Source organism: Bradyrhizobium zhengyangense (assembly GCF_022012555.1).
GTDB lineage: Bacteria > Pseudomonadota > Alphaproteobacteria > Rhizobiales > Xanthobacteraceae > Bradyrhizobium > Bradyrhizobium zhengyangense.
On sequence record NZ_JAKLTZ010000001.1, the window covers coordinates 271,604 to 295,798 of the forward strand.

Sequence of the window (24,195 nt, forward strand, 5' to 3'; positions counted from 1 at the left end):
TGCTTGCTTAATGCTGATTCTGCTCAGCGAACCTTCTCCGGCTCCTTGCGGGGGGCGAAGGTGCCGCCCCGGGGCGGCGGGGTGACCCCGATATGCGGCGGGGGCGTCACGATGATGCGCGGCGGCGGTTTCACGCCGATATTCGGCGGTGGCGGGGTCACCCCGATACGCGGCGGCGGAGTGATGCCGACGTGCGGAGGCGGCACGACGACGCCCTTGGGCGGAGGCACCACGACCGGCGGTGCCCTGATGATGGGCGGCGCGACGTGCGGCAAGGGTGCAGTCCCGACGCAGGCGCGACGGTTGGCGTCGGGATGCTGGCCCGGCGGACAGCAGACGCCGTCAAGCGTCGCCTGGCTCGCGAGACAGCAGCCGCCGCCAGGCAGTTGCGTGTAGCCGGGGAAGCAGCCGGTTGCAGCCTGGCTGCCGCCGACACACTTCTGGCCGTCGAAGGTCTGTCCGGTCGGGCAGAAGCAGGCCGGCGCGGCTCCAGCGGCGACGATACCCGGCGACGACGGACAACACTGCCCGTTCGCCTTCTGCACGGTATTGCTTGGGCAGGGCTGCTGCTGCATGCAGGCACCAGTCAGCGGGCTGGCGACCGTGCCGGCCGGACAGCCCTGACAGCTCCCATCAGTCTGCGGCGTGGTGCCCGACGGACAGCAGATGCCGGTATTGCTGATCTGCTGTTGCGGACAGGACGGCAACCAGCTGTGCTGGCCGCAGCTCCCGTCAGCTTGCGGCGTCTCTCCCGCCGGACAGCACACGCCCGTTGAGGTCAGCTGGCCGACCGGGCAGACCTGCTGCTGGCCGCCGCAGCTGCCGTTGGCTTGCGGGAATTGGCCCTGCGGGCAGCATTGGCCCGAAATGGTCAGCTGCTGCGGCGGACATTGCTGCTGCTTGCAGCTGCCGTCCGGCTGCGGCGTCTGGCCCTGCGGGCAGCACTGGCCGGTCGAGGTCAATTGCTGCGGCGGACAGAAGTTCAGCGTTATGACGCACTCGCCGTTGGGCAACGGTTTCTGACCTTGCGGGCAGCACTTGCCCGTCGAGGTCAGCTGCTGCGGCGGGCAGCCTCCCTGCTGCGGGCCGCAGACACCGAACGCGTTCGGCACCATGCCGGCCGGGCAACATTGTGTGGTCGGGAATGCCAGCGAATCGCCCGAGCACAGCTCGTGACACTGGCCGTCGAGCCCGATCTGTTGGAGATGACCATTCGGTCCAGGCTGCGCACACATGTTCTCCTGTGGAGTCGACTCGCAGGTGTAGTCCGTCCACATGTCGCCGCCGTCGTGCTTGGCGGGGACCAGCGTGAAGCCGGCCATACACACCGCACCGGGTGGCTTGGGACAAAGACCGCCGGTCTGTGCATTGATTTGCGTGCCGTCGAAACAGGTGATGTCGGTGTAATCGATATTGTTCGGATCCGGCGGCGGCATGGCGCCGAAGAAGCACATCGCGCTCGAAGCCGCATCGTTAGCGCCGTTCGCACACAACGACGTGCACTGGCCGCCGGGCCCCGGTGTTTGGAAGCTGGGGCAGCATTGCAAGCCGGGCTGCTGGCTGCTGCCAGGCGGGCAGATGCAGGGCTGACCCGGCAGGCAGGTGCAGCCATGCGATCCTGGCCACGGGCAGAACGGTCCGGCCGGCGGCAGCGGCAGTCCGATGCCGAAACCAAAGCCGGGATACCAGGGGCGCAGGATCGGCGGCAGGCGCAGCGTCACGCGCGCGCAGCCAAGCGGAATCGCGATGTCGCCGATCTGGCCGCGCGCGGCCGGATCGTCGAAGCGATCGTCCTTATCGATGAAATAGCTCGACCACGGCGGCACGTTGGCGGGTGCAACCATTTCGACGCCATTGCCCTGCATGCCGTTGACATTGGCGGGGCCGCCGAGTGAAAGCCTCAGCGTGGTCGCGGTGTCGTTGGCGACACGCAAGCGCTCGCCGGTCGACCACAGGAAGCCGCCGCAACTCGTGCGGTCGATGGCACCATCGGCCGCGTATCGATATCCGATCGCGATGCCGCCATTGCCGTTGGTCATCTGCGCCGGGAAACCGATCGCGTACTGATCGGGCTGGGCCTGCCAGCGCGGTCCCGACGGATTGCCGGTTGAGACCGGCGTGTAACGCAGCACGCGCGAAACGCCCTCCTGGGCAAGCGCGACCATGGCGTAGTCACCGGTCGGCGCGGCGCGCTCGGCGAGCAGCATGTTGCCGCGCGCATCGAACAGGATCTTGGAAATCTCGGTCGGCGCCAGGCTCGGCGGCACCGTAACCTCGATCCGCGGATCCTTGCCGAAGCTGCCACCGGCGATCGAGACCGACCACACCTGCAGGCCTTCCGTCACCGCGTAGTAAAGACGGCCGTCATGCACCGCGAGGCCGAACACCAGCCGCGCCGCCGGCGCGTAGCGCCAGGTCGCCGGATTTTCGGTCGAGAACGCGGGCGCAGTAATATCAAGCCGCATCGCAGGATTGTACGGAACCGGCTGCGCGCCGGCCGCCGGGCGGCCCTGCACGCCATGATCAAAGCGGCCACGCTCGCTACCGTCGAGTCCGAATTGATGGATCATGCCGGTCGCGCGGTCGGCGACGAAGATCGACTGCGAAGCGCCATCGAAGGCGAGCCCGCCGAGCGCGGGACCGGGATTGGCGGCGCCGTTGAGCGTGACATTGGCAAACAACTGCACCGCGCCGCTTGTGCCGTCGATGCGCCAGATCGAACCGGGACCGCCCGACGACGGACCGAACAGGCCGCTCATGAAGCTGGCATTCGCGGCGCCCTGCTGCACACGATCGGCCAAGCCATCGCCGTCCTTGTCAGGCACCACGATCGGCAGGCCGTAGGCGGATGTCGCCGCGACATAGATGTTTGGCGGGCTGGCATTGTCGAGCGTGATGCCGAACACCTGGCCGACCTGTGCGGCCGTGGCCGCGAACGGCTTCGGCGCAGTCACAACTTGCGCCTGCGGCGGCCCGCCCATGCTCTGCAAATCGACGACGCGCACCGATACGCCGTTGGGATCGATATAGGTCTTGTCGAGCGGATTGACGCCAGGCGCCACCACCACCGGCGGCGTCACGCCGGAGAAACCGGTAAGCGCGGCATTGCCGTCGGCGACCACTTGCGCCAGCGCTGGCGCCGCGGCGGCAAGCGAGACCAGCAACGCAAGGAACACCGATCTGATCGTCCGCTTGAACCCGCGCGCCGGACGCTGACTGGCCGGATGAACCGCGCCCGTAACGGGACGAGCCCTGCTCCCGCTCATTGACTTCTTGAACATTGAATGATGTTCGGACGCCATGCGCATGCCAGCCTCCACAGTACGAGCACGTGACGATAACGGAGGTGTTGAGAGCCCGAATTGATCCAGCGCAACGCAAGCGCCCCGATCAATCGGTCCGCAATTGAGCATCACTCGAAAGCTAAACGACTAAATCGCGGGAGATTTGCTGATGTGGTTTCGCCGATGGCTCTTTCATCCGGCGCCACGCATAAATCATCTCAATTGGGAACAGACATCACCAATTGCTGTCGCAATGCTCACAATCGCAATCATCGGCACTCGCTGAGACCCGCCTCTCGGGCCGCTGCGGGAGCGCCCTGGAGCCGCGACACAACCTATTGAAATAGCTATAGCTTGGCGAAGCTAGCGTTCCCGCATGATTTCGTGCCGGTAGCGCTGGAGCGGCGACAGCAGGTAGCTCAGGATGGTGCGTGAGCCGGTCCTGATCTCGGCGGTCACCGCCATACCCGGGGTCAGGTTGACGAGCCGGTCGTCCACTTGCATCTGTGTGCGATCGAGCGCGATGGTCGCGCTGTAGCTGAGTTCCTGCCCGTTCGGCTCGCTGCTGTCGTGTTGCGCGCCCGGCGCGCGGTCGCCGCGCTCCGGCGGACGGTCGCGGATGATCGCGTCCTGCGAGACGCTGACGACGCGGCCTTGCAGCAGGCCGTAGCGAGTGAAGTTGAAGGTGTCGATCTTGATCGCGGCGCCCTGCCCGGCCTCGACGAAGCCGATGTCGCGGTTGGAGATCATCGCCTCGATCTCGAGGTGCGTGTCTGACGGCACGATCACGAGCAGCGACTGCGCCGGCGTGACCACGCCGCCGACAGTATGGACCGCAAGCTGCTGGACGACGCCGTCGACCGGTGATGTCAACTGCTGGAGGTTGGTCCGCTGCTGCGCCTTGATCAGGTCGCGCGCGAGGCCATTTGCCTTCTGCTCGCTCTTGGCGAGCTCGTCGGACAGGCTTTTGCGATATTCGGCCACCGCCTGGATGCGGGTCTCCCGGATCGCGGCGACGGCCGACTCGGCTTCCTTCAAACGGCTGCGCTGGACACCAAGCTCCTCCTGCTGCTCGATCTGGAGCTGAAGCGTCTCGTAATACGTCAGCTTCGAGCCGATCTCCTTCTCCATCAGCGTCCTGCGGATATCGACGCGCTGCTCGGTCACGGGGAGCAGTGCATCCAGCTTGTGGATCGTCGCTGCGATGGTCTGATGCTCGGCCTCCTTCTGCGCTTCCTGACGCTCGAGCGAGGCGAGCTTGGCACGGTGCTCGCCGACCTGGCTGGCGAGAAGCTGCCGCTGCGTCGCGACCAGCAACGGATCGGCATCATCAGGCGGAACGAGATCAGCGGCGCCATCTTCGCCGGCGCTCAAGGCGGCGCGGAGGCGCGCGCTGTTGAGCCGTTCGGCCATGAGATCGTCGTGCAGATGGTCGCGCTCGGCTGCATTCACGGTCGGATCGAGCTCGATCAGCACGTCGCCCGATTTGACTACCTGCCCGTCCTGCACGTGGATGGCGCGCACAACGCCCGTCTCAAACGGCTGCACCACCTTGCTTCGCCCGCTCGACACGACCTTGCCGGTCGCTGACGCCACGATGTCGATCGTGCCCCAGGCGGACCATGCGAGCGCCACGCAGACCAGGGCCATCAACGTAAACGCGATTCCTCGGCCGAGCGGTGACGGCGGGGTCTCGGTGATCTCCAGCGCTGCGGGCAGGAAGGCGGTTTCCTCGGCTCGCCGGCTCTTCCCGCTCCTGAAGGGAACGACTGACGGTTCCGGCTTCGAGGCCGGCACTAATCTAGCCGACCTCATAAATCCCTCCCTGAAGCCTGTGCAGGGTGGCGTAGCGGCCGCCGTTCCTGATGAGCGCGTCATGCGTGCCGTCCTCGACCAGGCGGCCGTGCTCCAGCGTGAAGATACGATCGGCGCCGCGAACGGTGGAGAGACGATGCGCGATGATCAGGACGGTGCGCCCCTTCGCGATCTCCTTCATGTTGTCATGGATGATCCGCTCGCTCTCATAGTCGAGCGCGCTGGTCGCTTCGTCGAAAATCAGGATGCGTGGATTGGTCACCAGTGCGCGGGCGATCGCGATGCGCTGGCGCTGCCCGCCCGAGAGTGTCGAGCCCCGCTCGCCGACCACAGTGTCGTAGCCCTCGGGCAGCTCCAGAATGAAATCATGCGCGCCCGCAAGCCTTGCCGCCTCCATGATGCGGTCCATCGGCAGGGTCGGATCGGCCAGCGCAATGTTGTCGCGCACCGAGCGGTTGAACAGCATGTTCTCCTGGAGCACGATACCGATCTGCCGCCGCAACCAGGCTGGATCAGTCATCACCAGATCCATGCCGTCGATCAGCACGCGGCCGCTCTGCGGCACGTAGAGCCGCTGCACCAGTTTTGCGAAGGTGCTCTTGCCCGAGCCCGAGGAGCCGACGATGCCGACGGTCTGGCCGGCCGGAATTTCGAACGAGACGTCGTGCAAGATTTCCGGCCCTTCGAGCCGGTAGCGAAACGCGACGCGCTCGAAGCGGATGTTGCCCCGGAGCGGTGGCAGCCCGGCGCGGCCAGCGGAATAGGCTGGCTCCGCCGCGCTGTTGAGGATGTCGCCAAGACGCGCGATCGAGAGCCGCGCCTGGTGAAAATCCTGCCACACCTGCGCCAGCCGCAGCACCGGCGCCGAGACGCGCCCCGCGAAGATGTTGAAGGCCACAAGTTCGCCGACGGTCAGGGCGTCGCCGATCACCAGCCGCGCTCCGGCATAGAGGATCGCCGCGGTGACGACCTTGCTGACGAGCTGCACGAGCTGGCTTGCGGTGTTGCCGAGACTGGTGACGCCAAAGCTCGCGGAGACGTAGCCTGCAAGCTGCTCCTCCCAGCGGCGCTGCATCTGCGGCTCGACCGCCATTGCCTTCAGCGTCTCGATGCCGCTGACGCTTTCGACCAGGAACGCCTGGTTCTCGGCACCGCGGCGGAATTTCTCCTCCAGCCGGCGGCGAAACAGCGGCGTCGCCACCGCCGAGATCGCGATGTAGAACGGGAATGAGGCCAGCACGATGCAGGTCATCACGGGCGAATAGGCGAACATCACCGCCAGGAACACCGAGGTGAAGACCAGGTCGACCAGCAGCGTCAGCGACGACGAGGTGATGAAATTTCTGATGTTCTCGAGCTCGCGGACCCGCGCCACGGAATCGCCGACGCGCCTCGCCTGAAACCAGGCCATCGGCAGGGCCAGCAAATGATGGAACAGGCGTGCGCCCAGCTCGACGTCGATGCGGTTGGTCGTATGCGAGAACAGATAGTTGCGCAGAATGCCGAGCGCGGTGTCGAACAGCGAGACGACGACGAGACCGATGACGAGCACATCGAGCGTGGACAGCGAGCGATGTACCAGCACCTTGTCGATCACGACCTGAAAGAACAAAGGCGAGACCAGCGCGAAGAGCTGGAGGAAGAACGAGGCCGCCACCACCTCGCCGAACAGCCTTCTATATTTGCCGATCGCGGCGATGAACCAGGTGATGTCGAAACGCCGTCCGAGGTCGGATAACCCGGCCCGCCGGGTCATCAGGATCAAGCCGCCGTCCCAGATGGCAGACAGCTCGTCGCGCTCCATCAATACCGGCCGCTGCGCATGCGGCGACTGCACCAGCACCTTGTCGGCGGAGGCTTTGGCGATGACCATGAAGCTGCCGTCACGCAGGACCGCGATCGCCGGCAGCGGGCTGTCCGCCAGCCGGCTCCACCGCGTGCGATAGGTCCGGGCTTTCAGTCCAAGAGATCTGGCGCAGCGGATGATGTCCGCTGCGCCGAAGCTTGCCGCACCTTGCCGGTGCCTGAGCTGATCGCGGTCGGCGGCCACGCCTTGCAGATGAAGCAAGGTCAGGAGAGCGTCGAGACCGGTATCGGTAGACACCGCATTCACTGCCATGGGCGTTCTCTGGAGTGGAGCGGCTTGAGCGAGACGGGTCTACATTGAATCGAGTTTGGCCCACGGCAGCACTCTCTCCGTTCCCTCCCCCCTTGTGGGGTCCGAGGCGAGCGAAGCTCGCTCTCGAGGTCAGGGAGGGGGGTGCCATACGGGGACTCTTTCCGTCGCTTTCGCGCTTGCTGCGTCATCAACAACCTGCACCTTTTTCTGGGCTACCCCTCTCCCTAGCCCTCCCCCACAAGGGGGGAGGGAACGCACCTTCGTCGGCGCGCTGGACGGGCTCATTCCGGCCGGCCTTGCCGTCAGGCGTGCTGTGGCGGAGCGAGCGTCTGGGTCTGCGCCGTGTGCGGATCGGCCAGGGGCATTGCGCCATGGCCATCGCCTGCGGGAACGAAGCTCCCCGCCATGGCCTGGTTGAGCAGCATCGCGGCCGCCATCGCCGCGCCATCCTGGATGAGGACGTTGTTGCCGGTGCCGCCATCGAGGACGTCCTGGCCGGGGCCACCGATCAGAACATCGTCCCCTGCCCCACCCAGCAGCGTATCGTTGCCGGAGCCACCGATCAGGACGTCGTCGCCATTGCCGCCGTTGGCAACCAGCTGGATGCCACCCTGCAGGCCTGAGGCTGTGATGACGTCATCGCCGTCGAGGCCGTTGATGACGAGCCGGTCGCCGGCCCCCGCATCGGTGATGTTGATGTCCTGGCCGAGGCCCGACACCGTGATGATGCCGTCGTGCTCGGTCACCGTGATGACGTCGCTGCCGGCGGTTCCGTTGACGGTCACAGTATCGGCGGCGCCGTCGTTAGCGCCGAGGTCGAGATTGACCTGGTTGACGCTGGTGCCGGAGAGATCGTTGACGGTGATGTTGTCGGCGCCGCCGAGCGCGTTGAAGTCGATGTGTTCGACCCCGTGCAGGTCCATCGCGATGCTGGCGACGTCGCGGGTGAATAGCACCCGATCGCCATTGGCCGAGATGCCGATGTTCTCGTTGATGTTGGCCCCGTTGAACAGCAGCGTGTCGGTGCCCTTGCCGCCTTCGACGGTGTCGCTGCCGTCGCCGGGATTCCAGACGAAGGTATCGTCGCCGGCGCCGAGATTGGCGACATCGTTGCCGCGTCCGCCATTTACGATGTCATTGCCGGCGCTCCCGGTAATGATGTCGTTGCCGTCGCCGCCGTTGATGTTGAAGCTGGCGAGCTGGCCGGCCTTGATCGCGGAAGCATCGATGACGTCGTTGCCACCTCCGCCGTTGACGGCGAGCACATCACCGGCATCGGCGTGCGCGACCGTCACCTGGGCGGCCAGACCGTTGACCACGATCGATCCGCCTGAGGTCACAACCTTGATGGTGTCATCGCCGGCGGTGCCATTGACCGTCACGCGGTCCGCAGCACCGTCGCCGCTCTGGCTGCCCGGGCCGGCGCTGAGGTCGATGGCGACCTGCGTGACGTCGGTGCCGGAGAGGTCGTTGACCGTGATGTTGTCGGCACCGCCGGCCGCGGCGATCTGCACGTGCTCGACGCCGTTGAGATCCATGGTCACAGCGCCGACGTCACGGGCGAGAAGCGCACGGCTTCCGTTCGCCGAGATCGACATGTTCTCGGCTACATTAGAGCCGTTGAACACGAGCGTATCCGTTCCCGCCCCTCCCTCGACGGTATCGCTGCCGTCACCGGGATTCCAGGTGAAGAGATCGTCACCCGCACCGAGGAGCGCCACGTCATTGCCGCGGCCGCCGGTGACCTTGTCGTTGCCATCGCCGCCGATCAGGAGGTCGGCACCTTGACTGCCGGTGATGGTGTCGTTGCCTGCGCCGCCGTCGATGGTGAGGCCGATCACCGCTGCGAGCGTGGATGCGTCAACGACGTCGTTGCCGCCGAGCGCCTGGATAACCAGCCGGTCGTTGGCGGCCTCCGCATTCGCGATGGTCACGACTTCAGGCAAACCGGTGACCGTGACCGTAGTGCCGACGGCCGTGACCTGGATATGTTGATTGCCGTTGGTCCCGTTGACGGTCACCGTATCGGCCGCGCCGTCGCCTTGCGTGCCGCCGGGAACGGCACCGAGATCGACCAGCACCTGCTTAACGCCGGTCCCGGTAAGGTCGCCAACGTTGACGTTGTCGGCGCCACCGCGCGCATCGAACTCGATCGCTTCGATGCTGTTGAGGTCCATTGTGATGTTGGCGACATCGCGGGTGAAGCGTACCCGGCCGCCATTGGCCGAGATATCGATGTTTTCGTTGATATTGGCGCCATTGAACACGAGCTTGTCGTTGCCGGATCCGCCCTCTACCGTGTCGCTGCCGTCGCCGGGATTCCAGATGAAGGTGTCATCGCCTGAGCCGAGTTGGGCGACGTCGTTGCCGCGTCCGCCGCTGACGATGTCGTTGCCGGAGCCGCCGATCAAGAGATCACTGCCGTCACCGCCGGTGATCGTATCATTGCCGGCGCCGCCATCGAGCGTGAGCGAGATCAGGCTGCCGAGACCGTTGCCGGCCGTGATGACATCGTCGCCGCCGCCGCCGTGCAACACGAGATTTTCCGTCGTGCCGATGTCGAGCGAAAATGGCGCCGGGCTCGTCTCGTCGAACCGCACGCGCGTCCCGTTTGCCGTGATGGTGAAGGTCTCCGAGGCATTGCTGCCGTTGATCTGCGCGGTGTCGTTGCCGTCGCCGCCCTCGAACACGTTGCTGCCGCCGCCGGGATTCCAGATCATGAGGTCGTTACCGGCCTCGCCGAAAAGCTGGTTATTGCCGCTGCCGCCGTCGAGCGTGTCGTTGCCCGCGCCGCCGAACAGCAGATCGTTGCCGCCGCCGCCCTTGATCACATCGTCGCCGGCCTGACCGAACAGAAGATCGTTGCCCGAGCCGCCCGTGATCCTGTCGTTGCCGTCGCCTCCGAAAATCTGAACCGCCGGCATCGGTCCGTGGCTTTCGTCGACGGTGATCGTATCGTCGCCGCCTTGCCCGAAAATCTCGATCGCGTTGGTGTTGGCAACAGTGGGATCGCCACCGACCGTTTTCACAGAACCGTTATTGACCAGGATGCGACCGGACTTGTCGCGACCGATCACGAGGCCGTTATTCGCACTGTCGCCGAAGATGGTGAGTTGCCCCGTAACCGGGGAAAAAACCGAGGTAATAGACATCCAAATTATCCTTCGATCGATCTAGCCCCTCCTTCGAGGCGTAGCAGCCGCGAACACGACATTCTTGAATGGCTGCTTGAGACGGGCGTGTTTATTTCTGGAGATTTCCTCCAGATTTCCTGCGCGCCGATCTTGGACCGCGGCGGACGTGATGGCGCGCGCACGTTGCGATGCGCTCGGTTCGCATTGCGAAACTATGTCGACACGCTCGGTAAAGATGCCTTTGCGGAATTTGCTGCGGCAGGTCGCGCACCGTGCTACGGAGCAGGCAGTAACCTTTTCGGCCAAGGAACATTTTTGAATAGGCAATTTTGAGGGAGATCGCAGATGTCGTCACCTGAACCGATCAGATTCACCGACGGCGCGGCTTACGAACGTTTCATGGCGCCTTGGAGCCGATCGGCCGGCAATCTGTTCCTCGACTGGTTGGTAAGGCGCCCGGGACTGGCCTGGGCGGATATAGGCGCCGGCAACGGTGCGTTCACCGAGCTTATTCTTGCGAAGGCCGCTCCTTCGTCGGTTTGCGCGATCGATCCCTCCGACGCACAGATTGCGACGGCGCGGCAAAAGTTCACGGCAAAGCCAGTCGAGCTGTCGATCGGCGATGCGATGGCCCTTCCCTACGACGCCAATCGCTTCGACGTCGCGGTGATGGCGCTGGTCCTGTTTTTCGTTCCCGACCCGCGCAAGGGTGCATCGGAAATGGTCCGCGTCACCAAGCCCGGCGGCATGGTTGCGTCCTATACCTGGGACATCATGCGGGGCGGCACGCCCACGCAGCCGCTGTGGGAAGAATTGGATGCCCTGCGCATCCCCGCGGCGCGCCCGCCGAGTGCGGATATCTCTCGCTTTGAGGCGCTGAAGGCGCTCTGGGCGGAGCTCGGTCTGCGCGAGGTCGAGACCCGCGAGCTGGTCGTCGAGCGGACATTTGCCGATTTCGACGACTATTGGCTGTCGATGGTGGTGAGCAGCCCGAGCGGCATCGTGGGAAAGCTCTCGGACGCGGAGAGCGCGGAGCTTAGGCGCCGACTACAGTCGCGACTGCCGTCAAGCGCGTCTGGTGCGATCACGGTGCATGCATCGGCCACCGCGATCAAGGGGCGCAAGGCCGCCTGATGATTGGTGGTACTGTCCCCTCGCATCCTGGCGGTCGACGCCAAGGATGAGCGCCTGGAGATGCGAGTCCAGCAAGTGATGCGCCTGCTTGCCGGCGCCGTTTTCGCGTCGTTCGCGGCGACGCTTGCAGTCATCCCGCATTTTCTGCAGGTCGAGGACGCGATCACCATCGTTCTTGTGACGCAAGGTCTGAACGCGGCCATGATGATGTTCACGGCCGCAATTGCGCACGCCCTGCTGTTTGGTCTTCCACTCTTTCTGCTGGTCCGCCGCAAACGGTCGCGCGTCGGGATTGTTGCCTGCGCGCTCGGAGGCTTCCTCGTCGGCGCAACGCCATTTGGCATCCTGGCATTGCTGTCCATGATCAGTGGCGGCAAGCCGACATTCAGCAATGACTTGCCGACTGAGTTTGGCTGGACTGATTACGTCCGAAGCGTGGGACTCGCGGGGTTGTCGGGCCTTGTCGGCGGCGTCGCCTTTTGGGCAACCACGCGGCCCTCCGAGTCCAATGCGAAATCGTGGAGCATCGTGTCTGCCGCCGCTGCGCTGACCTGCGGCATATTCATACTCCCCATCGTCGTGAGGGATAGAAGCTGCCACGTCATCTTCACGTCGGCCCGAACAGAAATCTTCGCAAATCTGAAAGTGCCGGCCGACGCCTGGCAAAGCTCGAGCAAAATTTGCTGACTTTGGTCAAGCGCATGAGCTGTCGCTTCTGCGCGATGAACACACGCAAGAAGGACGCCTGATGTGGCGCAGCCTGAACCTGTGCAACGATGCCGGAGTTAACATCGACGTTTACGACGCGCCATGGCTCGCGTACTCGCGTTCTCCTCTTGCGGACGAAGGCATGACGCTGAGCATTTACTCGCAAAAGCCGGATGCGGATTGGAAACCGCTCGCACGCCAGCTGCTCAGCGAGATCGGAACCACTTGGCCCGAGACAATCACGTTCCGGGGACGGAGCGGCCACCCCCTGTCGTTCGAAGATGCAATGAACGGGCGATCATAGCCGCCCCGGCGACCTGTCAGGTCGCCGCCTTCTTCTTCGCCTTCGGCTTCACCGGCCTGGCGACGACCGGCGGCTCCGGCGTGCCTTCGATCGCGGTGAGGCGCCCCGAGGTGAAGGTGTAGATGCCTGCGCGCGGACCCGTCGTCCACGTGACCACCGCGACGCGACGGCCAGCGGCATCGCTGGAGAGATTGACGGTCGAGGGCGCGCCGATGCCGCGCACCACGTCGCATTCGGTGTGGCCGAGCGCGACTGTGCCGCCAACTGGCGCCGGTGCAGTGGTCGACGCATTGGCGTCGGCGGGACCGGGCGGCGGCGCCATGCCGGGGCAAGCGCCGTCGGCGCTGACGAGATCCTCAGCTCCAACAGGCTTGTCGGGGGTCAGCGGCGGCGATTCGATCGAGATGTTCTTGATGAACAGGCGGCTCGGCTTGTTGAACCATTCAGCGTCTTTGGCGGACGTCAGCATGTCGGATGCGCCCGCGCAGCCCGCCATCAGCGGTGCGACGGCGACCAATACCAGGAGCGACTTTGGAAGCTTTTGATGTCGCACGATAACCTAAATTCCCCGCGTGAAGGAGCTGCCCTAAGCGATTGTCCCAACATCACTTTGCGGCATGAAGGTGGCCGAAACCAATCTGCCCTTGAAAGCCCAAATTATCATTAACCTGGAACGGCCGCTAATTTCGCCGCTGCCACCTTCCCCGTTCGTCGGCCTGCCAATAGGTGACCTCAAATCCGCGCGTCTTGCAATCCGTCCAAGTGCTGCGCGCCGCCGCAAGCGCGTCCGGATCGTCGCCGTTGAACAGCAGCACCATGCGCTCATAGGCTTCCGCATCCTCGGGCAAGGCGGCGTTGTCGACCAGGAAACGGACATTGGCGCCATTCGGATTGTCTGCCTCGATCGCCAGCACGATCGGCTGCTCGGCAACATCGTTCACCCGCCATGTCGCGTGCGGCAGGAAGGAATCGTCGCGATAGGTCCATAGATGCGCATCCAGCGCATCGGCGCGCTCGGGTGACGTTGACTGCACCACGACCCGCCAGCCGCGCTCGAGCGATTTCTCGAGAAGCGGCGGCAAGACGTTCTCAACCGTCATGTTTTGCAGATGATAGAAAAGAACTTCTGTCATTTGCGCTCGTAATGATCGGCCACCAGACGATCAAGCAACCGGACGCCGTAGCCCGAGCCCCAGCTCTGGTTGATGTCGGTCTTCGGCGCGCCCATCGCGGTGCCGGCAATGTCGAGATGCGCCCAGGGCGTACCATCGACGAAACGTTGCAGGAACTGCGCGGCGGTGATCGAGCCGCCGTGGCGGCCGCCGGTGTTCTTCATGTCGGCGAACTGGGAATCGATCAGCTTGTCGTATTCGGGGCCGAGCGGCAGGCGCCAGACCTTCTCACCGCTCTCGATGCCGGCCGCGAGCAGACGCTCGGCCAGTTCGTCATTGTTGGAGAACATGCCGGCATGATCGGTGCCGAGCGCGACCACGATCGCGCCGGTCAGCGTCGCCAGGTCCACCATGAATTTCGGCTTGGTCTTCTTGGCGACGTACCAGAGCACGTCGGCCAGCACGAGGCGCCCTTCGGCGTCGGTGTTGATGATCTCGATGGTCTGGCCTGACATCGAGGTGACGATGTCGCCCGGGCGCTGCGCATTGCCGTCGGGCATGTTCTCGACGAGGCCGATGGCGCCGACCACGTTGACCTTGGCTTTGCGCGCCGCGAGCGCATGCATCAGGCCGACGACGCAGGCCGCCCCGCCCATGTCGCCCTTCATGTCCTCCATGCTGCCGGCCGGCTTGATCGAGATGCCGCCGGTGTCGAAGCAGACACCCTTGCCGACGAAGGCGACCGGTGCCTCGCCCTTCTTGCCGCCGTCCCAGCGCATGATCACGGTGCGGCTCGGTCGGGCCGAACCCTGGCCGACGCCGAGCAGCGCGCCCATGCCGAGCTTCTGCATCGACTTGACGTCGAGCACCTCGATTTTCACGCCGAGCTTCCTCAGCTGGCCGGCGCGACGCGCGAACTCTTCGGGATACAGCACGTTCGGCGGCTCGTTGACGAGATCGCGCGCGATGATGACACCGTCGACGACCGCGCCGGCCGAGGCAAAGGCCTTCTTCGCAGCAGTCGCATCGCCGACCGCCAGCGAGACGTCGGCGCGCAAGGCGCCCTCTTCGCCGTCCTTCTTCTTGGTCTTGTAGCGATCGAACTTGTAGGCGCGTAAGCGCAGGCCCGAGGCGATCGCGACCGCCTGCTCGGTGTTCATGGCGCCATCAGGCAGTTCCGCCATGATGGTCATGGACGCGGAACCAGCCTTGAGCTTGCTGGCGGCCATGCCGCCGAATTTGAGGAAGTCGTTGCCCTTCAGGCTCGAGGTCTTCCCGGTCCCGATCACGATCAACCGTTCGGCCTTCAGGCCTTCGGGGGCGAGGATGTCCAGGGCGGCGCCGCTTTTGCCCTTGAATGAGCCGGCCCCCGCCGCCCGCTTCACAAGTTCGCTGGCACCGCCGAGCGCCTTGGCGGTTGCCGGGCCAACCTTCAGAGCATCGTCACAAAATACGACCAGAATGCCACGGGCGGCGGAAGCGAGCGGGACGAAGCCGACCTTGATGGCATCGGACATGGGTAACTCCTCGAAAACATGGGGCTTTTTGCCGATCGATCGATACGGTCGAAAGCCGGACCTGAACGGCGATTCACTCTGCTTTCCACACTATGGGCGAGATCGGCGGTCGATGCCAAGCACCGCCCGTGGCGTGGAGGTCACATCGAGGGAAATATTAACCATATATTGACGGTGCCACGGGTCAGCCATTTTGTTGACGGATCAAAGGGATGGTAGTGAGAAAGTAAGCTGCCGGAAGAGCCGGTTGGGCGACCTCGGGGATCCCCGTCAGGGGATTGGTCGAACAGCCGGAATTCCGGTGCGCGCGTTGGGGCTTTGGTGGGATTCGTGCGGTAGCGCATGGGGTCGATTGACAGGTATATTTTCCGCACGACGCTGGCGTCGTTTGCGCTGGTCCTGGTCAGCCTCACCGGCGTGATCTGGATTACGCAGGCGTTGCGCGGCATCGACCTGATGACGAGCCAGGGTCAGACCATCATGACCTTCCTCGGCATCACCAGCCTCGTGATCCCGGCGCTGGTGCTGATCATCTCGCCGATCGCGCTGATGATCGCGATCTCGCACACGTTGAACAAGCTCGCGACCGATTCCGAGATCATCGTGATGAATGCCGCCGGCTTCTCGCCGTTCCGGCTGTTCTATCCGTTCTTCTACGCCACCTGCGTGGTGGCGCTGCTGGTCGCCTTCATCGCGGCCTACCTCGCCCCCGACGGCATGCGGCGGATCAAGCAATGGGACGCCGAGATCACCGCCGACGTGCTCACCAACATCCTGCAGCCCGGCCGCTTCGCCCAGCTGGACAAGAACCTCACGATCCGCATCCGCGAGCGGCTGCCCGGCGGGATCCTAGCCGGCATCTTCATCGACGACCGCCGCGATCCCAACGAGCGCGTCTCGATCGTCGCCGAGCATGGCGAGGTCGTGAAGAACGAGAACGGATCGTTCCTGGTGCTGAAGGACGGCAATCTCCAGCGCTTCGAGGCCGGCAAGCGCGACCCCGCGCTGGTGGCATTCGGCCGCTACGGCTTCGACATGTCGAAGTTCGGCAATCAGGGCCACGACGTCACCCTCGGCATTCGCGAGCGCTATCTTTGGGAGCTGTTCACGCCGTCCCAGGACGATCCCGTCTACAAGGCGGTCCCCGGCCAGTTCTGGTCGGAGCTGCATGATCGCCTGATGGCGCCGCTCTATCCGTTCGCCTTTGCGGCGCTGACCTTCGCCTTCCTCGGCGCGCCGCGCACGACGCGGCAGAGCCGCAACTTCTCGATCGGCGGTTCGGTGCTCGCGGTGTTTGGGCTGCGCATGGCCGGCTTTGCCTGCTCCGTGATGGCCGTGAAGACGCCATTCGTCGCCGGCGTGCAATATGCAATGCTGGTGGTCGCGATCGGCACCGGCATGTGGATGATCGTCGGCGGCATCGTGGTCGAGCCGCCGCCCGGCCTGCTGGAGGCCATCAACAGGTCGAACGCGCGGATCGCGCGGCTGTTCGGACGGCCGGCCGCCGCATGAGCATGCTCACCAACACGCTCGGGCGCTATTTCGCCGGCCGCTTCGTGGTCGCCGCACTCGGCGTGTTCGCGAGCATTTTCCTGCTGCTGGTGCTAGTCGATTACATCGAGATGGTGCGCAAGACTTCAGGGCTCGCCTCCGCCTCCGCGATCATGGTGGCCGAGACCTCGTTGTTCCGGGTGCCGCAATTGCTGGAGAAGCTGACGCCGTTCTGCATGCTGATCGGCGCCATGACCTGCTATCTCGCCCTCTCCCGCCGGCTCGAGCTCGTGGTGGCGCGCGCGGCCGGCATCTCGGCCTGGCAGTTCATCTCGCCGGCGCTCGGCAGCGCGCTGCTGATCGGCGTGCTCGCCACGGTCGCCTACAATCCGATGTCGGCCAATTTGCGCGAACTGTCCAAGCGCATGGAAGCCGAGCTGTTCGGCTCGGCGCCCGGCGGCGGCATCCAGGACGCCTCGGGCTTCTGGCTCAACCAGGTGACCAACGACGGCCAGACCATCATCAACGCCGCACGCAGCGAGCAGCAGGGCATCCGGCTCACGGGCCTTACGCTGTTCCGGTTTGACACAGATCAGCACTTCAAGGAGCGGATCGAGGCGCGCGAGGCGACGCTCGAGTCCGGCCATTGGCTGTTCAAGGGCGTGCGCCGCTTCACGCTCGACGCCCCGCCGGTCGACCAGGCTAGCCTGGAGATTCCGACGACGCTGACCGAGGCGCAGGTCCGCAACAGCTTTTCCACACCCGAGACTGTGTCCTTTTGGCAACTACCGAGCTACATCCGCTCGTCCGAGAGCTCGGGCTTCGCGACAGCCGGCTATCGACTCCAGTATCACAAATTGCTGGCACAGCCGTTTTTGCTCGCCGCCATGGTGATGCTCGCGGCCTCTGTGTCGTTGCGCTTCTTCCGGATGGGTGGCGTACAGAAGATGGTTTTGAGTGGCGTGGGCGCAGGCTTTCTGCTCTACGTTCTGTCGAAAGTGACTGAAGACTTGAGCAAGGCTGAGTTGATGCATCCGATCGCTGCGGCGTGGTTGCCCGTAGTGGTGGGCGGCCTCACCGGCTTTTTGGCCTTGCTGTATCAGGAGGACGGATAGTGACGGCCGTCCGCCGAGGACATCCGGCTGGCTGGGCGCAGCGCAACGTGGTGCGCGCGAACGGAGGCGGCTTGTCAATCCGCAAGCTCGTGCTCGCCGCTATTGCCGTCGCCTCGCTCGCCGGGATGATGGATGCCGCGGTGACGCCTGCGGCCGCGCAGAGCTTCACCTATAATCCGCTGCCGCCGCGTCCGAAGCCGCCGCGGGCCGCCAATGACGGCCAGATGCTCGTGCAGGCGACCGAGGTCGACTACGACTACAACAATTCGCGCGTCTCGGCGGTCGGCAACGTCCAGCTGTTCTACAATGGCACCAGCGTCGAGGCCGACAGGGTCATCTACGACCAGAAGACCAAGCGGCTGCATGCCGAGGGCAACATCCGCATGACGGATGCCGACGGCAAGATCACCTATGCCGAGATGATGGACCTGTCCGACGACTACCGCGACGGTTTCGTCGATTCGCTGCGCGTGGACACCGAAGATCAGACCCGCATGGCCGCAACCCGCGCCGACCGCTCCTCGGGCAATTACACCGTGTTCGAGAACGGCGTCTACACGGCCTGCGCGCCGTGCCGGGACGATCCGAAGAAGCCGCCGCTCTGGCAGGTCAAGGGTGCCCGCATCATCCACGACCAGCAGGAGAAGATGCTGTATTTCGAGACGGCGCAGCTCGAATTCTTCGGCGTGCCGCTCGCCTACATGCCCTACTTCTCAACGCCAGACCCGACCGTGAAGCGCAAGACCGGTTTCCTGATGCCGGGCTTCACCTCCTACACGGCGTTTGGCTACGGGGTCGAAGTCCCGTTCTATTGGGCGATCGCGCCCGATATGGACGCAACCTTCAACCCGCGCATCACCTCCAGGCAGGGCGTGCTGTTCCAGGCCGAGTTCCGCCAGCGCCTGCAGGACGGCGCCTACCAGGTTCGCGTCTACGGCATCGACCAGCTCGATCCGGGCCATTTCGTCGGCCAGCCCGGCGACCGCCAGTTCCGTGGCGGCGTCGAGACCAAGGGCCAGTTCGCTCTGAACGACAAATGGGTCTGGGGCTGGGACGGCGTCCTATTGTCCGATTACTATTTCATGTCGGACTACCGCCTGTCGGCCTATCGCGATCCGCTCGGATCGTTCCTGAATCTGCCGACGGAAGCGATTTCGCAGCTCTATCTGACCGGCGTCGGCAATCGCAGCTTCTTCGATGCCCGCACGATGTACTTCCTGAGCTTCTCGGGCAACCAGCAGCAGGTCCCGGTCGTCTATCCCGTGATCGACTACTCGAACGTGCTCAATTATCCGATCTTCGGAGGCGAGGTCTCCTACAAGACGAATTTCGTCAATCTGACGCGTAACGACGCGACGTTCGATCCGATCACGACGTTGGCCAATACCAACAGCCTGTGCACGATGCTCTCGGCCGATCCGCTCGCGCGCACGCCGGCGCAGTGCCTGCTGCGCGGCTTCCCCGGCACCTACACCCGCCTGTCGGCGGAGGCGCAATGGCGCAAGTCCTACACCGATCCCTTCGGCGAGATCTGGACGCCGTTCGCGATCCTGCGCGCCGACGCGATCAACTCCGAGGTTTCGAACCAGCCGGGCGTGGCGAACTACCTGCCCGTCGGCGACACCCAGGCGTTCCGCCTGATGCCGACCGTCGGCCTCGAATACCGCTATCCGTTCATCAACGTTCAGCCCTGGGGCTCGACCACCATCGAGCCGATCGCCCAGGTCATTATCCGTCCAAACGAGACCTATGCCGGCAAGCTTCCGAACGAGGACGCGCAGAGCATGGTGTTCGACGCCTCGAACCTGTTCAGTGTCGACAAGTTCTCCGGCTATGACCGCGTCGAGGGCGGCGGCCGCGCCAATGTCGGCGTGCAGTCGACCACGCAGTTCGACAGGGGTGGCGCGATCAAGGTGCTGTTCGGCCAGTCCTACCAGCTGTTCGGCATGAACTCCTTCGCGGTGCAGGACTCCATCAACACCGGAATCAATTCCGGCCTGGACAAGCCGCGCTCGGATTACGTGGCCAGCGCCAGCTATTCGCCGAACAGCACCTATACGTTCAGCGTCCGCTCCCGCATGGACGAGCAGACCTGGAACTTCCAGCGCTTCGAGGCGGAAGGCCGCGCCAATTTCAATCGCTGGTCGGTCAGCATGCTGTACGGCAATTACGCCGCCCAGCCTGAGCTCGGCTACCTGACCCGGCGCGAGGGCATCCTGACGACGGGCTCGATCAAGGTCGCGACCAACTGGGTGGTGACGGGCTCGGCGCGCTGGGATCTCCAGGCCAACAAGATCAACCAATATGTGCTCGGCGCCGGCTATGTCGACGATTGCTTCGTGCTGGCGGCGAACTATGTAACTTCGTATGCCTACTCCGCGGGCACCACGCCGCCCGTGCTGAGCCACGCGTTCATGTTCCAGATCGGCTTGCGCACGCTGGCGACCTCGACGGGGGCCAGCAGTTCCGCCGGCATCCAGTGAACCCGTCCAAAATGCCGGCCGCGCGATCCCTATCGCAGGATCATTTCGGCTGACATGCGAGCGACAACCATGACGACCTCCTTGCCTGTGTTCCGCCTCCTCCCTCCTGCTCTCGGCGCCTTGCTGGTCGCCATGCTCGTGCTCGCCGGCGCGCCGGCCCGGGCGCAAAACATCGTGGTAATGGTCAACGGTGATCCCATCACCGATTTCGACATCGAGCAGCGCTCCAAGCTCGACACGCTGACAACGCAGAAGACGCCGAGCCGGCAGGACGTCATCAACACGCTGATCGACGACAAGATCAAGATCAAGGAAGGCAAGAAATACGGCGTCGATCCCACCGCCGCCGACGTCAACCAGTCCTACGAGGGTATGGCGCAGCGCATGCGCATCTCGCCCGATCAGCTCACGAAGTCGCTCGAGGTCAAGGGCATACGTCCCGACGTCCTCAAGAGCCGCATGAAGTCCGAGATGGTCTGGACCAGCCTCGTGCGCGGCCGGTTCAAGGAGAAGCTGATCGTCGGCGAGAAGGACGTCGCCGACAAGGTGCGCGAAGGCGGCACCGAGAAGCTCCAGATCGAGGGCACCGAATACAAGATGCAGCCGATCGTGCTGATCGTGCCGCGCGGCTCGTCTGCGGGCTTGCAGGAGTCGCGGATGAAGGAAGCCGAGACCTATCGCGCGCGCATCGGGAGCTGCGAGGAAGCCAATTCGCTGTTCCGCGCGACGCCGAACGCCACCATCCGCGAGAGCGTCACCAAGACCACGGCAGATCTGCCGGAGGCGCTGCGCAAGGTGCTCGACGACACCCCGATCGGTCATCTGACCGCGCCCGAGGTGACCAAGGCAGGTATCGAAATGGTGGTGCTGTGCGACCGCAAGCCGACCACCATCGATACGCCGAAGAAGCGTGAGATCCGCGACAAGATGTACGTGGAGAAATACGAGAAGACCCAGAAGGCCTATCTCGACGAACTCCGCAAAGCGGCGATGATCGAATATCGCAACCGCTGATGGCCGCTCCTACAAAGCCCCTCGCGCTTACGCTGGGAGAACCCGCCGGCATCGGCCCCGACATCACCATCGCCGCCTGGCTGAGGCGCCGCGAGCTCGGCCTGCCCGCCTTTTACCTGCGCGGCGACGAGGCGTTCATCGCCCGGCGCGCCAAGACACTGGGCAAGGGGCTCGGCGCCGACATCGCGATCGCCTCGGTGAGCCCAGGCGAGACCGAGGCCGCCTTTGCCGACGCCCTGCCCGTGGTTGCGACCGGAGAGCACGCGACCGCAGAGCCCGGCAAGCCCGACGCCTCGAGCGCACCGGCCGCGCTCGCCTCGATCCGCGAAGCGGTCGCCGACGTGCGGGCGGGCCACGCCAGCGCCGTCGTCACCAATCCCATTGCCAAGAGCGTGCTCTACCGCGCCGGCTTCCGCCATCCCGGTCACACCGAATTCCTCGCAGAGCTCGCCGAAGCGGACGGACGCGTGCCGCAGCCGGTGATGATGCTGTGGTCGCCGCGACTCGCCGTGGTGCCGGTGACGATCCACGTGTCGTTGCGCGATGCCCTCACCCAGCTCACGAGCGATCTCATTGTCTCGACCGTGCGCATCGTTGCGACCGAGCTGAAATCCCGTTTCGGCATTGCCCGACCGCGCATTGCGATCTCCGGACTCAATCCGCATGCCGGCGAGGACGGCTCGCTCGGCCACGAGGAGCAGACCGTGATCGCGCCGGCGCTCAAGGTGCTGCGCAACGACGGTATCGACGCCAGGGGGCCGCTGCCCGCCGACACCATGTTCCATGAAGCCGCGCGCACCAGCTATGACTGCGCCGTCTGCATGTATCACGACCAGGCGCTGATCCCGATCAAGACCGTGGCGTTCGACGACGCGGTCAACGTCACGCTCGGCCTGCCCTTCATCCGTACCTCGCCGGATCACGGCACCGCCTTCGACATCGCCGGCACCGGCAAGGCCAACCCGGCGAGCCTGATCGCCGCGCTGAAGCTTGCCAGCCGCATGGCGGCTGCAAACAGCTGATGAGCGCGATCGACGACCTCCCGCCGCTGCGCGAGGTCATTCGCCAGCACGCGCTGTCGGCCCGCAAATCGCTGGGTCAGAATTTTCTGCTCGATCTCAACCTTACCGCGCGCATCGCCCGCGCGGCTGCGCCGCTTGAAGAGAGCACCATTGTCGAGATCGGCCCCGGCCCCGGTGGACTGACCCGCGCGCTGCTCGCGCTCGGCGCCAAGCGCGTCATTGCCATCGAGCATGACGAGCGCGCCATTCCGGCCTTGCAGGATATTTCCGCGCGCTACCCTGACCGGCTCGAGATCGTGCATGGCGATGCCATGACCTTCGACCCGCGACCGCTGCTTGGCGGCGCGCGCGCCAAGATTGTCGCCAATCTCCCCTACAACATCGCGACCCAGCTTCTGATCAACTGGCTCACCATCGAGCCCTGGCCGCCCTGGTACGACATGATGGTGCTGATGTTTCAGCGCGAGGTCGGCGAGCGCATCGTCGCGCGCGAGGACGAGGACGCCTACGGCCGGCTCGGCGTGCTCGCCAACTGGCGCTGCGAGACAAAGATCCTGTTCGACATTGCGCCGTCCGCCTTCGTGCCGCCGCCGAAGGTCACCTCCTCCGTCGTGCGGCTGGTGCCGCGCCACGAGCCTCTGCCGTGCGATCGCAAGTTGCTCGAGCAGGTCGCAGCCGCGGCCTTCGGACAGCGTCGGAAAATGCTGCGGCAGAGCCTGAAATCGCTTCAAGCGGATCCTGCGCGGCTTGCGGCTGCCGCCGGTGTCGATGCGACGCGGCGCGCCGAGACGATCCCCATCTCCGGCTTTGTTGCCATGGCGCGTGAATTGGCGGATATACGCAGCGAAGCTGGGTAACAAGAATTCCGGAGGAAGAAAAATGGCGTTGATGCGTCGGCAGTCGCTGGTCAAGTTCGATGCGCCCCTGTGCGAGACCATCGTCGATACGCCCAAGCCCAAAGCTGCCGAGGTGCTGGTGCGCATCGAGCGCTGCGGCCTCTGCCATTCCGACCTGCACATCCAGGACGGCTATGCCGATCTCGGCGGCGGCAAGAAGCTCGACACCACGCGCGGCATGACGCTGCCCTTCACCCTCGGCCATGAGATCGCCGGCGTCGTCGACGAAGTCGGCCCTGATGTGCCCGCAAGCCTCGTCGGTTCGAAGAAGGCGGTGTTTCCCTGGATCGGCTGCGGCCAGTGCCGCGACTGCAAGAACGGCGACGAGAATCTTTGCGCCAAGCAGCGCTTCCTCGGCGTCTCCATCGACGGCGGCTTCGCCACCCACGTGCTGGTGCCCGACGCAAAATATCTGCTCGACTACGATCCCTTGCCGGTCAACCAGGCTGCGACCTTGATGTGCTCCGGCGTCACCGCCTACGGCGCGCTCAAGCGCCTGGTCGATCGTCCGCGCCAACGCAATCTGCTGCTGATCGGTCTTGGCGGCGTTGGCATGATGGGCCTGTCGTTCGCGCAGGCGATGTTCAAGCAGCCGATCACGGTTGCCGATCTGTCGCCAGCCGCGCGCGAGACCGCGCTGAAGAACGGGGCTGCGGTCGCCTATGACCCGTCCGAGCCCGACGTGATCAAGCGTATCCTGAAGGAGACCGGCGGCGGCTTCGACGAGGTGGTCGACTTCGCCGGCAACGAAAAATCGATGGCGTTTGCGGTCGCGGTCGCCGCGCGCGGCGGCAAGGTCGTGATCTCAGGCCTGATGGGCGGCCAGTTCACGCTGCCGATGGTGCAATGGGTCTACAAGCGCCTCACCGTCGAGGGTTTCATGGTCGGCACGCTTGCCGAGGCGCATGAGCTGATGGCGCTCGCCCGCGCCGGCAAGATCAAGCCGACGCCGATGCGCGAAGAGCCGATGGGCGACGTCCAGAAGTGGATCGACGAATTGCGCGGCGGCAAGGTGGTCGGCCGTATCGTGCTGAAGAACTGAGTACC

17 protein-coding genes are annotated in these 24,195 nt (G+C 64.7%); 10 read left to right on the forward strand and 7 right to left on the reverse strand.

Annotated features, from left to right (window positions below; all coding sequences use genetic code 11):
• Positions 1 to 23 precede the first annotated feature (23 nt).
• The 4 genes from L6639_RS01395 to L6639_RS01410 all read right to left on the reverse strand — a co-directional run bounded on the left by L6639_RS01395 (position 24) and on the right by L6639_RS01410 (position 10,370).
• On the reverse strand, positions 24 to 3,176 hold the full coding sequence (locus tag L6639_RS01395) for a hypothetical protein (protein WP_237858296.1): 3,153 nt from the start codon (positions 3,174 to 3,176) through the stop codon (positions 24 to 26).
• A 471-nt stretch (positions 3,177 to 3,647) separates the two neighbouring features.
• Positions 3,648 to 5,099, reverse strand: coding sequence for an HlyD family type I secretion periplasmic adaptor subunit (locus tag L6639_RS01400; protein WP_237858298.1), 1,452 nt, complete (start codon positions 5,097 to 5,099; stop codon positions 3,648 to 3,650).
• Positions 5,086 to 7,218 (reverse strand): type I secretion system permease/ATPase, encoded by a 2,133-nt coding sequence (locus L6639_RS01405; protein WP_237858299.1) that lies wholly within the window; start codon positions 7,216 to 7,218, stop codon positions 5,086 to 5,088. Before L6639_RS01405 ends, L6639_RS01400 begins: the two co-directional genes overlap by 14 nt.
• A gap of 302 nt (positions 7,219 to 7,520) precedes the next feature.
• The gene (locus tag L6639_RS01410) at positions 7,521 to 10,370 is read right to left on the reverse strand and encodes a beta strand repeat-containing protein (protein WP_237858301.1); all 2,850 of its coding nucleotides are present in this window, start codon (positions 10,368 to 10,370) and stop codon (positions 7,521 to 7,523) included.
• Positions 10,371 to 10,697: 327 nt separating this feature from the next.
• Here L6639_RS01410 and L6639_RS01415 point away from each other — a divergent pair, with 327 nt between their 5' ends.
• The 3 genes from L6639_RS01415 (at position 10,698) to L6639_RS01425 (ending at position 12,498) form a co-directional block, all read left to right on the forward strand.
• Positions 10,698 to 11,486 carry a class I SAM-dependent methyltransferase gene (locus L6639_RS01415; RefSeq protein WP_237858302.1) on the forward strand — a complete coding sequence of 263 codons (789 nt, stop codon included), beginning with the start codon at positions 10,698 to 10,700 and terminating at the stop codon, positions 11,484 to 11,486.
• Between the two features lie 3 nt (positions 11,487 to 11,489).
• The gene (locus L6639_RS01420; protein ID WP_237858303.1) at positions 11,490 to 12,173 is read left to right on the forward strand and encodes a hypothetical protein; all 684 of its coding nucleotides are present in this window, start codon (positions 11,490 to 11,492) and stop codon (positions 12,171 to 12,173) included.
• Positions 12,174 to 12,234: 61 nt separating this feature from the next.
• Positions 12,235 to 12,498: a hypothetical protein gene (locus tag L6639_RS01425; RefSeq protein ID WP_237858306.1), complete on the forward strand. Its 264-nt coding sequence runs from the start codon at positions 12,235 to 12,237 to the stop codon at positions 12,496 to 12,498.
• A 16-nt stretch (positions 12,499 to 12,514) separates the two neighbouring features.
• Here L6639_RS01425 and L6639_RS01430 read toward each other — a convergent pair whose 3' ends face one another.
• From L6639_RS01430 to L6639_RS01440, 3 genes are all read right to left on the reverse strand, one after another.
• Positions 12,515 to 13,015, reverse strand: a complete 501-nt coding sequence (locus tag L6639_RS01430; protein ID WP_237859393.1) for a hypothetical protein — start codon at positions 13,013 to 13,015, stop codon at positions 12,515 to 12,517.
• Between the two features lie 163 nt (positions 13,016 to 13,178).
• Positions 13,179 to 13,631, reverse strand: coding sequence for a DNA polymerase III subunit chi (locus L6639_RS01435; RefSeq protein WP_237858308.1), 453 nt, complete (start codon positions 13,629 to 13,631; stop codon positions 13,179 to 13,181).
• Positions 13,628 to 15,127, reverse strand: a complete 1,500-nt coding sequence (locus L6639_RS01440; protein WP_237858310.1) for a leucyl aminopeptidase — start codon at positions 15,125 to 15,127, stop codon at positions 13,628 to 13,630. Before L6639_RS01440 ends, L6639_RS01435 begins: the two co-directional genes overlap by 4 nt.
• Positions 15,128 to 15,469: 342 nt before the next feature.
• Here L6639_RS01440 and lptF point away from each other — a divergent pair, with 342 nt between their 5' ends.
• The 7 genes from lptF to L6639_RS01475 all read left to right on the forward strand — a co-directional run bounded on the left by lptF (position 15,470) and on the right by L6639_RS01475 (position 24,190).
• Positions 15,470 to 16,639, forward strand: a complete 1,170-nt coding sequence (gene lptF / locus L6639_RS01445; RefSeq protein WP_237858311.1) for an LPS export ABC transporter permease LptF — start codon at positions 15,470 to 15,472, stop codon at positions 16,637 to 16,639.
• The gene (gene lptG, locus L6639_RS01450; protein WP_237858313.1) at positions 16,636 to 17,733 is read left to right on the forward strand and encodes an LPS export ABC transporter permease LptG; all 1,098 of its coding nucleotides are present in this window, start codon (positions 16,636 to 16,638) and stop codon (positions 17,731 to 17,733) included. The genes lptF and lptG overlap by 4 nt, the downstream gene beginning before the upstream one ends.
• Positions 17,733 to 20,216, forward strand: coding sequence for an LPS-assembly protein LptD (locus L6639_RS01455; RefSeq protein WP_237858315.1), 2,484 nt, complete (start codon positions 17,733 to 17,735; stop codon positions 20,214 to 20,216). Before lptG ends, L6639_RS01455 begins: the two co-directional genes overlap by 1 nt.
• Before the next feature lie 69 nt (positions 20,217 to 20,285).
• Entirely contained in the window at positions 20,286 to 21,230 is a 945-nt protein-coding gene (locus L6639_RS01460) for a SurA N-terminal domain-containing protein (RefSeq protein WP_237858317.1), read from the forward strand.
• Complete coding sequence (gene pdxA / locus L6639_RS01465; protein WP_237858319.1) at positions 21,230 to 22,252, forward strand: 4-hydroxythreonine-4-phosphate dehydrogenase PdxA; 1,023 nt, start codon at positions 21,230 to 21,232, stop codon at positions 22,250 to 22,252. Before L6639_RS01460 ends, pdxA begins: the two co-directional genes overlap by 1 nt.
• A complete protein-coding gene (gene rsmA, locus L6639_RS01470) occupies positions 22,252 to 23,109 on the forward strand; it encodes a 16S rRNA (adenine(1518)-N(6)/adenine(1519)-N(6))-dimethyltransferase RsmA (RefSeq protein ID WP_237858322.1) in 858 nt (285 codons plus the stop codon). The genes pdxA and rsmA overlap by 1 nt, the downstream gene beginning before the upstream one ends.
• Positions 23,110 to 23,131: 22 nt before the next feature.
• Complete coding sequence (locus L6639_RS01475; RefSeq protein ID WP_237858324.1) at positions 23,132 to 24,190, forward strand: alcohol dehydrogenase; 1,059 nt, start codon at positions 23,132 to 23,134, stop codon at positions 24,188 to 24,190.
• Positions 24,191 to 24,195: the final 5 nt, after the last annotated feature.

Excerpts from the sequence above, each read along its gene's own strand:
- L6639_RS01400 (WP_237858298.1), bottom strand. The coding sequence starts at position 5,099 with ATGAGGTCGGCTAGATTAGTGCCGGCCTCGAAGCCGGAACCGTCAGTC.
- L6639_RS01405 (WP_237858299.1), bottom strand. The coding sequence starts at position 7,218 with ATGGCAGTGAATGCGGTGTCTACCGATACCGGTCTCGACGCTCTCCTG.
- L6639_RS01410 (WP_237858301.1), bottom strand. The coding sequence starts at position 10,370 with ATGTCTATTACCTCGGTTTTTTCCCCGGTTACGGGGCAACTCACCATC.
- L6639_RS01415 (WP_237858302.1), top strand. The coding sequence starts at position 10,698 with ATGTCGTCACCTGAACCGATCAGATTCACCGACGGCGCGGCTTACGAA.
- L6639_RS01425 (WP_237858306.1), top strand. The coding sequence starts at position 12,235 with ATGTGGCGCAGCCTGAACCTGTGCAACGATGCCGGAGTTAACATCGAC.
- L6639_RS01435 (WP_237858308.1), bottom strand. The coding sequence starts at position 13,631 with ATGACAGAAGTTCTTTTCTATCATCTGCAAAACATGACGGTTGAGAAC.
- L6639_RS01440 (WP_237858310.1), bottom strand. The coding sequence starts at position 15,127 with ATGTCCGATGCCATCAAGGTCGGCTTCGTCCCGCTCGCTTCCGCCGCC.
- lptF (WP_237858311.1), top strand. The coding sequence starts at position 15,470 with ATGGGGTCGATTGACAGGTATATTTTCCGCACGACGCTGGCGTCGTTT.
- lptG (WP_237858313.1), top strand. The coding sequence starts at position 16,636 with ATGAGCATGCTCACCAACACGCTCGGGCGCTATTTCGCCGGCCGCTTC.
- L6639_RS01460 (WP_237858317.1), top strand. The coding sequence starts at position 20,286 with ATGACGACCTCCTTGCCTGTGTTCCGCCTCCTCCCTCCTGCTCTCGGC.
- pdxA (WP_237858319.1), top strand. The coding sequence starts at position 21,230 with ATGGCCGCTCCTACAAAGCCCCTCGCGCTTACGCTGGGAGAACCCGCC.
- rsmA (WP_237858322.1), top strand. The coding sequence starts at position 22,252 with ATGAGCGCGATCGACGACCTCCCGCCGCTGCGCGAGGTCATTCGCCAG.
- L6639_RS01475 (WP_237858324.1), top strand. The coding sequence starts at position 23,132 with ATGGCGTTGATGCGTCGGCAGTCGCTGGTCAAGTTCGATGCGCCCCTG.